Annotated in this window: 13 protein-coding genes; 1 reads left to right on the top strand and 12 read right to left on the bottom strand. The window is 62.5% G+C overall.

The window, feature by feature from the left end; genetic code table 11:
* Positions 1-3: 3 nt before the first annotated feature.
* The 5 genes from DRF71_RS11405 to hisD form a co-directional block, all read right to left on the bottom strand.
* A complete protein-coding gene (locus DRF71_RS11405; protein ID WP_112310651.1) occupies positions 4-771 on the bottom strand; it encodes an ABC transporter permease in 768 nt (255 codons plus the stop codon).
* A gap of 4 nt (positions 772-775) precedes the next feature.
* Complete coding sequence (locus DRF71_RS11400; RefSeq protein ID WP_112310650.1) at positions 776-1,957, bottom strand: ABC transporter permease; 1,182 nt, start codon at positions 1,955-1,957, stop codon at positions 776-778.
* Complete coding sequence (locus DRF71_RS11395) at positions 1,954-3,030, bottom strand: ABC transporter ATP-binding protein (RefSeq protein ID WP_198672163.1); 1,077 nt, start codon at positions 3,028-3,030, stop codon at positions 1,954-1,956. Before DRF71_RS11395 ends, DRF71_RS11400 begins: the two co-directional genes overlap by 4 nt.
* A gap of 134 nt (positions 3,031-3,164) precedes the next feature.
* Positions 3,165-4,226 (bottom strand): ABC transporter substrate-binding protein, encoded by a 1,062-nt coding sequence (locus DRF71_RS11390; protein WP_112310648.1) that lies wholly within the window; start codon positions 4,224-4,226, stop codon positions 3,165-3,167.
* A 70-nt stretch (positions 4,227-4,296) separates the two neighbouring features.
* On the bottom strand, positions 4,297-5,580 hold the full coding sequence (gene hisD, locus DRF71_RS11385; RefSeq protein WP_112310647.1) for a histidinol dehydrogenase: 1,284 nt from the start codon (positions 5,578-5,580) through the stop codon (positions 4,297-4,299).
* Positions 5,581-5,720: 140 nt separating this feature from the next.
* Here hisD and DRF71_RS11380 point away from each other — a divergent pair, with 140 nt between their 5' ends.
* Positions 5,721-6,269 carry a cupin domain-containing protein gene (locus tag DRF71_RS11380; protein ID WP_112310646.1) on the top strand — a complete coding sequence of 183 codons (549 nt, stop codon included), beginning with the start codon at positions 5,721-5,723 and terminating at the stop codon, positions 6,267-6,269.
* Between the two features lie 66 nt (positions 6,270-6,335).
* Here DRF71_RS11380 and DRF71_RS11375 read toward each other — a convergent pair whose 3' ends face one another.
* The 7 genes from DRF71_RS11375 to galE all read right to left on the bottom strand — a co-directional run bounded on the left by DRF71_RS11375 (position 6,336) and on the right by galE (position 14,021).
* Entirely contained in the window at positions 6,336-7,190 is an 855-nt protein-coding gene (locus DRF71_RS11375; protein ID WP_112310645.1) for an ATP-binding cassette domain-containing protein, read from the bottom strand.
* The gene (locus DRF71_RS11370; protein ID WP_112310644.1) at positions 7,187-8,023 is read right to left on the bottom strand and encodes an ABC transporter ATP-binding protein; all 837 of its coding nucleotides are present in this window, start codon (positions 8,021-8,023) and stop codon (positions 7,187-7,189) included. Before DRF71_RS11370 ends, DRF71_RS11375 begins: the two co-directional genes overlap by 4 nt.
* A gap of 4 nt (positions 8,024-8,027) precedes the next feature.
* Positions 8,028-8,930: an ABC transporter permease subunit gene (locus DRF71_RS11365; protein WP_112310643.1), complete on the bottom strand. Its 903-nt coding sequence runs from the start codon at positions 8,928-8,930 to the stop codon at positions 8,028-8,030.
* Positions 8,927-9,931: an ABC transporter permease subunit gene (locus tag DRF71_RS11360; protein ID WP_112310642.1), complete on the bottom strand. Its 1,005-nt coding sequence runs from the start codon at positions 9,929-9,931 to the stop codon at positions 8,927-8,929. Before DRF71_RS11360 ends, DRF71_RS11365 begins: the two co-directional genes overlap by 4 nt.
* 78 nt (positions 9,932-10,009) lie before the next feature.
* Positions 10,010-11,614: an ABC transporter substrate-binding protein gene (locus tag DRF71_RS11355; protein WP_112310641.1), complete on the bottom strand. Its 1,605-nt coding sequence runs from the start codon at positions 11,612-11,614 to the stop codon at positions 10,010-10,012.
* A gap of 162 nt (positions 11,615-11,776) precedes the next feature.
* On the bottom strand, positions 11,777-12,976 hold the full coding sequence (locus DRF71_RS11350; protein ID WP_232831465.1) for a M24 family metallopeptidase: 1,200 nt from the start codon (positions 12,974-12,976) through the stop codon (positions 11,777-11,779).
* Between the two features lie 61 nt (positions 12,977-13,037).
* Entirely contained in the window at positions 13,038-14,021 is a 984-nt protein-coding gene (gene galE, locus DRF71_RS11345) for a UDP-glucose 4-epimerase GalE (RefSeq protein WP_112311279.1), read from the bottom strand.
* Positions 14,022-14,031 lie beyond the last annotated feature (10 nt).

The following is a 14,031-nucleotide window of genomic DNA, read 5'->3' as shown; positions in this document are numbered from 1 at the left end:
GCCTCAGGCCCGCTTGCGGCGTGCCAGCATCAGCACCAGCGCGATCACCACCGTGCCGACAATGATGATAAAGGCCGCCGCAGCAATCGCCGGGCTGATATTCTCGCGCAAGGTCGAGAACATCTGCCGCGCCAGCGTCCGCTGGTTCGGCCCGGCGACAAACAGCGTCAGCACCACCTCATCCAGCGAGGTGGCGAAGGCCAGCGCCGCACCCGACAGGACGCCCGGCATCGCCAGCGGCAGGGTGACAAGGCCGAACACCTTCCAGGGCGGTGCGCCAAGGCTCAGCGCCGCGCGCTCTACCCGCCGGTCGATCCCCGTCAGCGCGCCCGAGACCGAGATCACCACGAAGGGCATCGCCACCACGGTATGCGCGAAGATCACCGACCAATAGGTCGAGTTGAAGCCAAACCGCACGAACAGCGACTGCATCCCCACGCCCAGCACCACCGCCGGCACCACCATCGGAAGCAGAAACAGGGTGCGGATCTGCGACTTCATCCCCAGTTCCTGCGACCTGAGCCCAAGCGCCGCCAGCGTCCCCAGCACCGTCGCCAGCACCGTGGTGGCGGCGGCGATCAGCAGGCTGTTGACGATGGCCCGGCTCCAGACCGAATTGACCACCAGCTCTTCGAACCAGCGCGTCGAGAAGGCGGGAATCGGATAGGTCAGGAAGGCGCTGGAGGTGAAGGCCAGCGGCAGGATCACCAGCAAGGGCGCGAGCAGGAAAAAGACGATCAGGCTGGCATAGATGGCTTTTGCGTATTTCATTGCCTCACCTCGCCTGGATCGGATCGCGCGACAGGCGGTTATAAACCGCATAAAGCGCAAGGGTCAGCACCAGCAGGATCAGGCCAATCGCGGCGGCCATGCTCCAGTTCGCGGATTTGATCGAGTAATCGGCGATCACCGAAGAGATCATCTGATCCGCCGCCCCACCCAGCAGCGCCGGGGTGATGTAATAGCCGATCGAGGCCATGAAGACGAGAAGCGCGCCCGAGATCACGCCCCTGAGCGACAGCGGCAACAGCACGCGCAGGAAAGCCCTGACCGGATGCGCGCCCAAAGAGGCCGCCGCACTCATCAGATTCCCCGGCACGGTGATCAGCACCGAATAGATCGGCAGCACCATAAAGGGCAGCAGCACATGCGTCATCGCCAGCACCACGCCAAAGCGGTTATAGATCAGCACAAGCGGCTCTTTGATCACGCCCAGCCCCATCAGCGACTGATTGATGATGCCGTTATCCTGCAAGATGATCATCCAGGCGGCGGTGCGCACCAGAAGCGAGGTCCACAAAGGCAAGAGCACCGCCCCCAAAAGCACCGCCCGTTTCCAGCCCGAGACCGATGCCGCAATCATTGCATAGGGCAAGCCGATGATAAGACAGCTCAAAGTCACCAATGCCGAGGTCCAGAGCGTCCGCATCAGGATCGCGAAATTCGCCGATGTCCCCTCTTTCATCGAAGTGATCGAGCCAGCGCTGTCGCGCTCCATATCAAGGGATGCCAGCAGGAAGGCATCGGTATAGGGCGAGGCATTGTCCTGGATCGCCTTCCAGAAGGCGGTATCGGCCCAGCGTTTATCGACCTCGGCCAGGTCGATATCGGGGTTCTCTCTGACCGCCGAAACCGTCTTCCCCATCAGCGAGCGGAAGCCCGATTTCGAGGAATTCAGCCGGCGCGTCACATCGCCCATCGCCTGATCATCGGTATTGGCGGCGATATCGGCGCGGAAAGCGGCCTGGATTTCGGGCGCGGGCACGCCTTCGCCATCCCAGTCGCCAATCGCCGCCGCCGTTTGCGGCAACACCCGCGAAACGGCGGGGTCGGAAACCGCCTGGGTGATCACGGTGATCAGCGGCCAGACGAAGAACAGGCCCAGAAAGACCAGCAGCGGCGCGATAAGGATCAGCGCCCTGAAGCCAGAAGACCGAAAGCGAGAGGATCCTGTCATGGCGCGATCACCCAGCCATCCTGGGCGCGAAAGCCCAGCGTGACCCGCGCACCATTGGCCCATTCCGAAGCCTTGCGGTTGATCCGCGCGATGATGCGACCGGCGCCGGTCTCGACCACCACCCGCAGATGGTCGCCCTGGTAGACAGTATCGGTGACCTCACCGCTGAGGCAATTGCTGCCCTCGGGCGCGGCACCTTCGGAGAAGAGGTCGATCCGCTCGGGGCGCAGCGACAACAGCGCCTTGTCGCCGGCGGCAAAGCCCGGCATGCCATGGCTGCGAAACGCGGTGCCGCCCGGCAGCTCCAGGGTGATCACCTCGCCCTGAACCGCGCTGACCGTGCCTTCCAGCAGATTGGTCTCGCCGATAAATTCGGCCACGAAACGGTTCGACGGGTGGTCATAGACCTCGCGCGGGCTGGCGCATTGCTGGATCTGGCCATGGTTGAAGACCGCAATCCGGTCGGACATGGTCAGCGCCTCGTCCTGGTCATGGGTGACGAAGATGATCGTCAGGCCCAGCCGGTGATGCAGATCGCGGATATCCAGCTGCATCTGTTCGCGCAGCTGCTTGTCCAGCGCGCCAAGGGGTTCATCCATCAACACGACGCGGGGCTCAAACACCAGCGCCCGCGCCAGCGCAACCCGCTGCTGCTGACCGCCCGAAAGCTGACCCGGCAACCGGTCGGTCAGAGCCCCGAGCTGCACCATATCAAGCGCCTTCTTCACCCGCCCGGCGACCTCGGCTTTGGGGATGCCGCGCATCTCCAGCGGGAAGGCCACATTCTTCGCAATCGTCATATGCGGGAAAAGCGCGTAATTCTGGAACACCACGCCCATATCGCGCCTGTGCGTCGGCAGATCATTGATCTTATGCCCGTCAAGGATGATCGCCCCACCGCTGACGCTTTCAAACCCCGCCAGCATCATCAAAAGCGTGGTCTTCCCCGAACCCGACGGCCCGAGCAGGCTGACAAACTCGCCCCTTGCGATGTCGAGATCCAGGTTTTCGACCACGCGAACGGTGCCGTAATCCTTGGTAACCTTCTGAAATCTTATGAAATTCTCTGACACGGGACCCCCTGTAGCCATCAAAAGCCGGGAAATCCGCGTCGTTGCGATCTTCAGTTTCCCGGATGCGTCTTAATCCTGATCTCACCGTCCGAAAGCAACGGGCCGGCCGGGTATCTCCTGGCCGGCCCGGACGCTTACTGTGCAACCCAGGCGTTGAAACGCTCGGTCAGTTCTTCGGAGTTATCGACCCAGTAATCCACATCCAGATTGACCGAAACCGCAAGGTTATCTGGATAGGTCGGCAGGTCGACGGCATATTCCGCCGGGATCAGTTCGGCAGCCGCTTTAACCGGCAGACCGTAGGCAATTTGCTCCGGCAGTTTCGACAGATTCTCGGGCGCATTGGCAAAGGCGATGAAGTCATTGCCTGCATCCTTGTTCTCGGCACCCGCCAGGATCACCCAGCTGTCCACCGCATAGATCGACTGATTCCACACCAGTTTCAGATTGGTGCCCTCGGTGCGGTTCAGCCCGGTGATGCGGCCGTTATAGACCGAGGCCATCACCACATCGCCGGTTTGCAGCATGGAAAGCGGCTGCGCGCCGGCCTCCCACCAGACCAGATTGGGGCGCAGCTCGTCGAGTTTCGCGAAGGCGCGGTCAACGCCTTCCGGGGTCGCGAGCACATCATAGACCTCGGCGCCGGAAACGCCGTCGGCCATCAGCGCGGCCTCAAGCGCATATTTCGCCGATTTGCGCAGCGCGCGCTTGCCCGGGATCTTTTCGACATCCCAGAAATCAGCCCAGCTGGTGGGCTGCGCTCCGGTCAGCTTGTTGCCGTCATAGGCAATCGCCACCGACCACACGATATGGCCCGCGCCGCATTCAGTCGCGCCACCCTCGATATAGCTGTCCTGGCCGCCCAGCTTCTCCCAGTCGAGCTTTTCATAGATGCCATCGGCGCAGCCAAGCGCCAGTTCTTCGGCCTCGACCTGGACCACATCCCAGTTCGGGGTGCCGGCTTTCACCTTGGCCTGCAGCACGCCGTAACCGCCTTCCCAGGCCTCATCGAGCACCGGCTTGCCGGTCAGTGCGGCGAAGGGTTTGAAGAACAGTTCGCGCTGCGCGTCCTGGAAGTTGCCGCCAAAGGACACCACGGTCAGGTCACGCGCCTGGGCCGCAGCACCCGCCATGGTCATGGCCGCGCCCATGGCGAGAACCTTGCCGAATTTGGAAATCTTACCCGAGTTTTTCATGTTTTTCTCCCTGTTGATCAAATTTTAGACACTCCGCCCGGGCAATGACAAGCCCGGACGGAGCGCATTTTCAGTTCTGTTCGAGACGGAATGCCGCAGCCCGGCGATGCCCCTCCAGCCCTTCCGAGGCGCTTTGCCGGATCGCGGGTTCTGCCACCTGGCGGATGGCCGCGTCTTCCAGCCATTGATGGGTGCAGATTTTGACATAGGCGCCAACCCAGAGCCCGCCGGTATAGCGCCCCGCCGCCATGGTCGGCAGCGTATGATTGGTTCCGATGCATTTATCGGAATAGACCACCGAGGCATTTTCCCCGATGAAGAGCGAGCCGTAAGAGGTCAGCCGCTGCGCGAAAGCCTTCGGGTCTTTGGTATGGACCTGAAGATGCTCGGCCGCGATCAGATCGGAAACGGCGATCATGGTCGCCTCATCCGGAACGACGATGATCTCGCCATAATCGCGCCAGGCCTCGGCGGCGACCGGGGCGGTGGGCAGGTCTTTCAACTGCTTTTCGACCTCGGCCAGCACGGCTTCTGCCAGCCCCTTGTCAGTGGTGATCAGGCCGACACGGGTGCGGATGTCATGCTCGGCCTGGGCCAGCAGGTCGGTCGCGATCATGCGCGGATTGCCGGTCTCATCGGCCAGCGTGTAGATCTCGGATGGGCCGGCCAGCTGGTCGATGCCGACCGGGCCGAAAACCTGGCGCTTGGCCTCGTTCACGAAAGCATTCCCCGGTCCCACGATCTTGTCCGCCTTGGGGATCGAGGCCGTACCATGCGCCATGGCCGCAATTGCCTGGGCGCCACCAACGCGGAAAATACGGTCCGCGCCGGACATATGGCAGCCGGCGATCATCGCCTCATGCGCATTGGGCGGCAGGCAGGCGATGATCTCTTTGACGCCCGCGACCTTTGCCGGAACGATAGTCATCACCGGCGCCGACAAGAGCGGATAGCGCCCGCCCGGCACATAGCAGCCGACGCGGTCAATAGGGATCACCCGGTGGCCAAGATGCACGCCCGGCAGGGTCTCGACTTCCAAAGGCAGAATGGTGCCAAGCTGCGCCTTCGCAAAGGCGGTCACGTTGTCGATGGCGAATTGCGTATCGGCACGGGTCTGCGGGTCCAGACCGGCCACCGCCGCCTCACGGGCCTCGCGGCTGACCTCCAGCACCTCCAGATCGGATTTGTCGAATTTCAGCGCATAGTCCCGCACAGCCTCGTCACCGCGCGCCGCCACATTGGCGATGATCTCTTTCACCAGCACCTCGACCGGCGAATTGTCCGAAACCGCATCGCGGGCCGGCGCCTTGACGCGGGAAATGCGGGATTCAAGGTCGTCGGAAAGCCTGGTCATGTCGTCTGGTCCACTGGTTGCATTGAAAGAGGGATCCGGTCAGGGAAGGCTCAATTCTTCCGGCTTTCTCCTGATTCCGGCAATGGACCGCCAGAACCGTGGTGCGTATACTCACCGAAATGCCCTGACCGGAGCGCCCCATGCCGCAGATCGGCCGCCATTTGCGCGAGTTGCGCCGCCGCCGCCAGCTCAGTTCGCGTGAGCTGGCGGCCCGCGCCGGCATCTCGCATTCCACCGTCTCGCTGATCGAGCGCGACCGGATGAGCCCCTCGATCGACACGCTGGGCGCGGTGGTGGATGCGCTTGGGACAACCCTGGTCGAGTTCTTCTCGGGCCTGCGCAGCAGCTATAATTACAGCCCGGTTTACCGCCCGGATGATTTCGTAGAGATCGGAAACCCTGATGAAATCTCATATCGGGTGATCGGTTTCAACCAGCCCGCCCGCAAGATGCAGGTCTTGATGGAGACCTATCAGCCGCTGGCCGATACCGGCGCCATTTTCTCGCATGATGCGCAAGAGGCCGGGCTGGTGCTGGAGGGTCGGATCGAGTTGACCGTCGGTCAGGAAAGCTGGGTGCTGGCCCCCGGTGATGGGTATTACTTTGACAGCAACCTGCCGCATCGGTTCAGAAATCTGGGAGAAGGGGTGGCCAGAATAATCAGCGCCATCACGCCACCCAGTTACTGATCCGCCCATTTGACGGGAAAACGGCCCGGAAACAGCCCCGAACCGCGTCATTCGCGGGACACTGTCTCAGCGCGCGACCCCGGAAGCCTGCCGGGCAGCCTGGCGTTTCGCCACCCGCGCCCGGATCGCCTCAACATCCGTCTCGGGCGTCGCGGCGAAAAGCTGGCGGGTATAGGGATGGGCGGGATGGGCGAAAACCGCCTCGCGCGTGCCCTGCTCGACCGCCTCTCCCTGGCTGATCACCATCACATCATCGGCGATATAGCGCACCACCGACAGGTCATGGCTGACGAAAACATAGGTCAGGCCGAATTCCTCCTGGAGATCCGCCAGCAGGTTCAGCACCTGTGCCTGGACTGAGAGATCCAGCGCCGAAACCGGCTCGTCCAGCACCAGCAGCGACGGGTTCAGCATCAGCGCCCGGGCAATCGCGATCCGCTGCCGCTGCCCGCCCGAGAACATATGCGGATAGCGGTTGAAATGCTCATGCCCGAGGCCGACCTTGACCAGCATCGCCTCGGCCAGCAGCCGGCGTTCTTCGGCCGGGATTTCCGGCTTGTTGATCACCAGCGGCTCCATCAGCACCGAGCCAACCTTCTGGCGCGGGTTGAGGCTGCCATAGGGGTTCTGGAACACCATCTGCACCTTGGAGCGCAGCACGGGCCCGGGGCGCTTATGCGAGATGTTCACCGGCTGGCCTTCGATCAGCAACTCGCCACCGCTGGGCGGGTCGATCAGCGCAATGATCCGCGCCAGCGTCGATTTGCCCGAGCCGGATTCGCCGACAATCGCCAGCGTCTTGCCCTTTTCCACCGAAAAGCTGACGCCTTTCAAGGCCCTGACCGTCTTTGCACCGCCGAACATACCGCCCCGGACATGGTAATCCTGGGTGATGTCACGCCCTTCGAGAACCACCGTCATCGTGCGCCCTCCCCGAAGAAATCCGATACGGTCGGCAGCCGGTCACCGGTGGCATTCTCGGGCAAAGCCGACAGCAGCGCCTTGGTATAGGGGTGTTTCGGGGCCTCGAACAGGCTCAGCACATCGGCCTCTTCCATCTTCTTGCCCTTGTACTGCACCACCACCCGGTCGGCGGTTTCCGCGACCACCCCCATGTCATGGGTGATCAGGATCAGCGCCATGCCATATTCTTCCTGCAGGCTCATCAACAGATCGAGGATCTGCTTCTGGATCGTCACGTCGAGCGCCGTGGTCGGCTCGTCCGCGATCAGAAGACGCGGTTTCGTGGCAATCGCCATGGCGATCATCACCCGCTGGCACTGCCCGCCCGACATCTGATGCGGATAGGCTTTCAGCTTTTCCTCGGGGGACGGAATGCCGACCTGCTGAAACAGCTCCAGCGCCCGCGCCTTTGCCTCCCGGCGCGACATGCCAAGATTCAGCCGCAGCACCTCCTCGATCTGGAAACCGGTGGTGAAAGAGGGGTTCAGCGACGCAATCGGCTCCTGAAAGATCATGGTGATCTCGCGGCCGATCAGCTGGCGGCGTTCGGCCTTTGTCATGCGCAAAAGGTCGTGGCCGTCATAGCTCATCTCATCAGCCGTGATGGTGGCGGTGTCCGGGAGGAGCCCCATCACCGCCAGCATCGAGACGGATTTGCCCGAGCCGGATTCGCCCACGATGGCCAGCACCTCACCGCGGTCGACATGCGTGTCGATCCCGTCAACGGCGGTGAAAGAGCCGGTCGAGGTGGCGAAGCGGACCGTCAGATTGCGGATTTTCAACAAAGCCATGGCGTCAGCTCCGCTTCAGTTTCGGGTCAAGCGCGTCCCTGAGACCATCGCCCATCAGGTTGATCGCCAGCACCGAGATCAGGATGGCAAGGCCCGGGAAGGTCACGATCCACCAATGGCTGAGGATGAATTCGCGCGCCTCGGCCAGCATGGTTCCCCATTCGGCGGCGGGTGGCCTTGCCCCCATGCCCAGGAAGCCAAGCGCTGCGGCATCCAGCACGGCAGAGGAAAACGACAGCGTTGCCTGCACGATCAGCGGCCCGAGGCAATTCGGCAGGATGGTTCTGAACATCAGCCGGATATTGCCCGCACCCGAAACCCGCGCGGCCGAAACATAATCGCGTTTCAGTTCGGACATCACTGCCGCCCGGGTCAGCCGCGCGAAATGCGGCTGATAGACGATGGCGATGGCGATCATCGCATTGGTCAGCCCCGGCCCCAGAATCGCGACCAGAACCAGCGCCAGCAGCAAGGAGGGAAAGGCGAGGATCACATCCATCACCCGCATGATCAGCACATCGACCCAGCCGCCGAAAAATCCGGCGACCAGGCCGATCACGACACCGCCCAGCAACGCGATGGAAACGACCACCACCCCGATGAACATCGAATATTGTGACCCTTTGATCAGCCGTGACAGCATATCGCGGCCAACCGCATCGGTTCCAAGCCAGAAATCCGGATTGCCCCCGGCCTCCCAGACCGGCGGCAGTTTCTCCATGCCGCGATATTGCAGTGTCGGATCATGCGGCACGATCAGATCGGCAAAGATCGCCATCAGAACCAGCGTCACGAAGACACAAAGCCCGATCACCGCGCCGCGGTTGCGCGAGAAATAGAACCAGAATTCGGCCAGCATCCGGCGACGGATCTGCGCATCGGTGAGTTTGACGGTGGTGTCACTCATTTGCGGATCCTCGGATTGATAAGGCCATAGGTCAGATCGACCAGCAGATTGACCAGCATCACGATGCCGGCCATCAGCAACAACCCGGACTGCACCGAAGGATAGTCACGGCGCGAGATGGATTCGATCATCCATTTGCCGATGCCCGGCCAGGAAAAAATCGTCTCGGTCAGGATGGCGCCGGCCAGCAACACGCCGATCTGCAAGCCGATGGTGGTCACCACCGGGATCATGGCGTTTCTCAGCGCATGGACCCCGATCACGCGGCGCGCGGGCATCCCTTTGGCGCGGGCGGTGCGGACATAATCCTCGCCCAGAACCTCCAGCATGGCCGAGCGCGTCTGGCGCGCGATCACCGCAAGCGGGATGGTGGCCAGCACGACCGACGGCAGGATCAGGTGATGCACCGTCGAGAGGAAGGCGCCCTTCTGCCCCGAAATGAGGCTGTCGATCAGCATGAATCCGGTCACATCGGGGAAGAAATACATCAGCGAGATACGGCCCGAAACCGGCGTCCAGCCCAGCGTTCCCGAGAAGAAGATGATCAGCAAAAGGCCCCACCAGAAGATTGGCATCGAAAAGCCTACCAGTGCCGCCGACATCGAGACCTGATCGAACCAGGAGCCGCGCTTGATCGCCGCCAGCACGCCGATGGGCACCCCCACCAGGATCGCGATCAGAATGGCGACCAGACCCAACTCGACCGTTGCCGGGAACAGGGTCAGGAATTCCGAGAGAACCGGCTTTTTCGTCACCAGAGAATTGCCGAAATCGCCCTGAAACAGCCGCCCGATGAAATCGAAATATTGCACCACGATATTTTTATCGAGACCCAGCTGCGCCGTCAGTTCGGCATGACGTTCGGGCGAAACGCCGCGCTCGCCGGCCATCAAGAGGACCGGATCCCCTTTCAGCAGCCGCGGAAAGGTGAAGGTGACAAGGGTGATCCCGAAAAAGGTCGGAACCAGATAGAGTAGTCTCGAAAGAATGAAACGAAACATACGCCTCTTTCCTGTGAAAGAGGCGCGCGGGGCCGGTTTTGCCTTCCCCGCGCGCCCGGATGGTCAGTCCAGAGCGGATTATTCGGCGATATCAACCGTTTCGAAGGTGAAATCGCCCAGCGGGCTCATCACGAAGCCGCTGACCTTATTGCTCATCGGCACATATTGGGTGGAATGCGCGATGGTGAACCAGGGTGCCTGATCCTTGAAGATGACCTGGGCTTCCTCATAGAGTTTGGTGCGTTCGGCCGGGTCGGACGAGACCTTGGCCTTTTGCAACAGCGCCGAGAAGTCCTCGTTGCACCAGAAGGCGCGGTTGGCCCCACCAGGTGCCGCACCGGCGCAGCTCAGCAGCACCGAGAGGAAGTTGTCCGGATCGCCATTATCGCCGGTCCAGCCAAGGATGACGGCACCGGTGCGGCCCGGCTCCATCGACTTGTCGAGATACTCGCCCCATTCATAGGACACGATCTCGGCCTTGACGCCGACTTTCGAAAGGTCTTCCTGCATCATCTCGGCGGTGCGGCGGGCATTCGGCATATAGGGCCGCTGCACCGGCATCGCCCAGATCTCCATCGAGAGACCCGAAACGCCCGCCTCTTCCAGCAGCTTCTTCGAGGCTTCCGGATCATAGGGGTCGTCAACGATCGACTCGTTATAGGACCACATGGTCGGCGGGATCGGGTTCTTCGCCGGCTCGGCCTGGCCCTCGAACACGGTCGCGACGATGGCCTCTTTGTTGATCGCCATATTCAGCGCCTTGCGGACCTTCGGATTGTCGAAGGGCGCCAGCGTGGTGTTATAGGCGAGGTAGCCGACGTTGAGGCCAGCCTGCTCGTCCAGCTTGAGATTGCTGTCAGCCTTGATGCCGGCAATATCGGCCGGGGCCGGATAGGGCATCAGGTGGCATTCGCCGGCTTTCAGCTTTTGCAGACGCACGGCGGCATCCGGGGTGATCGCGAAAACCAGATCGTCGATGATCGCCGGGGTACCCCAGTAATCGGCATTCTTGGTATACCGGATCACCGCGTCCTTCTGATAGGCCACGAATTTGAACGGGCCGGTGCCGATGGGCGCATTGTTGAACTCTTCGCGGGTGCCGGCAGCGTCCAGCGCGTCGGCATATTCTTTCGACACGATCGACATGAAGGGCATGGCGATGTTCGCAAGGAACGGCGCCTCGGGCTGGTTCAGCGTGATCTTGACGGTGTAATCATCGACCTTTTCGACCGATTTCACCAGGTCCGGCATCGCCATCGAGGTGTAATATTCGTAGGTGATGCCCGGGATATACTGATGCCAGGGGTTTTCGGCATTGCCCTGACGGTCGAACGAAAAGATCACGTCATCGGCGTTGAAATCGCGGGTGGGCGTGTATTTGTCGTTCGAGTGGAACTTGACGCCCTTGCGCAGGCGGAAGGTGTATTCGGTGCCGTCCTCCGAGACGTCCCAGCTTTCCGCAAGGCCCGGCTCGACTTCGGTGGTGCCCTTTTTGAACTCGGCCAGGCGGTTGAACATCGGGTGCGCACCCGCGTCAAAGGTGGTGCCGGCGGTGTAGGGGGCCGGGTCAAAGCCCTCGGGCGAGGCCTCTGAACAATAGATGAAGGTTTTCGCCATGGCCGGCGCGGCAGCACTCAGCGCAAGGGCCGAGGCGGCGATCAGGCTGCGGGAGAGAAGCTTCATGGAGCGGTCCTTTCACTCACTGTTGAACGTCTGTTGTTCCGGATTCGTGCCATGGGTCCGGCTTGTATTATGTTTGCATACAACTCCATAGCGCCGATGTTCTACTTCAAATTGTCGGAATGCCGTATAATTCGCCAGCATTTTGACCGCATATGCCTGCAATCAGCCAAATGGCCGATCCAGACTGACCGATGGCGGGCAGAACCAATGCGGCCCTTCCGGCGTCATAAAGGCGATATCCTCCAGACGGATGCCGCATTCGCCGTAAAGGCAAAGCATCGGCTCGACTGAAAAGCACATGCCGGGTTCCAGCGGGGTGCGGTTGCCTTTGACGATAAAGGGTTCCTCATGGATATCCATGCCCAGCCCGTGTCCGGTGCGATGCGGCAGGCCGGGCACGCGGTAGCCGGGGCCAAAACCCGCAGCCTCCAGGCTGGCGCGGGCGGCGGCGTCCACCGCCTCGCAAGGCGCTCCGATCTGAGCCGCCGCGAAAGCCGCCGCATGGGCAGCCTGTTCATGGCCCCACAGCGCGCGCTGGCGCGGGGTCGGCGTGCCGAACACATAAGTCCTTGTGATATCCGAGCAATAGCCATGCAGCGTGGCGCCAAGGTCGATCAGCACCATATCGCCATCCGCAAGGATCTGCGGCTCGGGCACGCCATGCGGATAGGCGGTGGCCTCGCCGAACTGCGCGGCCGCGAAAAGCGGGCTCATGCCCTGGGCTTTATGCGCGGCGGTGATGAAGGCACAGGTCACGGTGGTGGAAATCCCGGCGCGCAGCCCCTGCCAGACGGCTTTCTGCACCTGATGGCTGGCACTCATCGCGGTCTGGATGATGGCGATCTCGGCGGCGGATTTCACCTGGCGCAGCCCGGAAATCAGCGGTTGCGCCGACACCACCCGCCCCTCCATCGCCGCCAGCAAGGGCGCCGCGAACAGCCAGGGCGTCGCCTGGTCCAGCGCGAGGGTCGCGCCCTCGCCCGCAAGGCCCGCCACCTCGGCGGCGATCAGGGCATAGGGATCCTCGTCTTCCTCCCAGACCGCAACCCGGCCCGCCTCGCGCAGGAGAGAGCGCAGTTTCGGCTCCTCAAAGACCGGGCTGATATGAACCGGCGCGCCGCGCGCCGGGATCAGCGCGCCATGGATACGCTCTGACAGGCCAAGGCTGTGCCCGAGGAAATATCGCAGCGAGGAAGAGGCGTCGAGCCAGACCGCCCCAACCCCTGTCGCCAGCATCCGCGCCTGCAGCGCAGTCACCCGCGCCGCATATTCACCTGCGCCGATCCCCGGAACCTGAACCGGCTGAAACTGGTGCAACGCCTTGTCGAAATCCATAACCCGCCCTTTCGCGACCTGACCCAATCAGAGCCCTCCGGGCGGGAAAGGGCAAGGGGGCCGGATCTGGCCTGACGCAGGGTCAGGATCAGCGCTGATAGGGGGGCTTGCCGGCCCAGGCCCAGGCATCGCCGATCATCTGCCTCAGCGTCGAGCGGGTGGGCTCCCATCCCAGCTCGCCGATCGCGCGCTCCGAGCCGGAGACCAGCGCCACCGCATCCCCGGCGCGGCGCGCACCCGGGATCACCGGAACCTCGCGATTGGTCACCGCGCGGCTGGCATCAATCACTTCGCGCACGGTAAAGCCCGCGCCGGTGCCAAGGTTGAACGACCGGCTGCCCTTGCCGCCGATCAGCCAGCTGAGGCCCAGCACATGCGCATCGACCAGATCCGAGACATGGACGTAGTCGCGCACACAGGTGCCGTCGCGCGTCGGGTAATCGGTGCCGAAAACCGTCAGCGCCGGGCGCTTGCCGGCCACGGCATCCAGCATCAGCGGGATGAGATGGGTTTCCGGGTAATGCTGCTCGCCCAGCTCGCCCTCGGGGTCGGCGCCGGCCACGTTGAAATAGCGGAAAATCACATGGTCTATCGCGCCGGTGGCGCCGAAATCGCGCAGAATATCTTCGATGGCGCGCTTTGATCCACCATAGGCATTGATCGGATATTGCGGCGTGTCTTCGGTCAGCACCACGCCGTCCTGATCGCCATAGGTCGCGCAGGTTGACGAGAACACAAAATTCCGGATCCCCGCCGCGATGGTCGCCTCGACAAGGTTCAGCGCGCCGCCGACATTGACGCGCCAGTATTTCGCCGGATCCGTCATCGACTCGCCCACCAGCGAAAGCGCGGCGAAATGCATCACCGCCACCGGCTTATATTGCGCCAGCGCGGCCTTGATGCTGGCGCGGTCCATCAGATCGCCCCGGGCAAGCGGCCCGTATTTCACCGCCTCCGCCCAGCCGGTGGAAAGATTGTCAAAGGCCACCGGGATGAACCCCGCCTTTGCCAGTGCCTTGCAGGCATGCGAGCCGATATAGCCCGCGCCGCCGGTCACCAATACATGCTGCATCGCCCGGGCC

It is taken from the genome of Pseudogemmobacter bohemicus (genome assembly GCF_003290025.1).
GTDB classification, from domain to species: Bacteria; Pseudomonadota; Alphaproteobacteria; order Rhodobacterales; family Rhodobacteraceae; genus Pseudogemmobacter; species Pseudogemmobacter bohemicus.
This window is presented reverse-complemented; position numbering and strand designations above follow the sequence as displayed.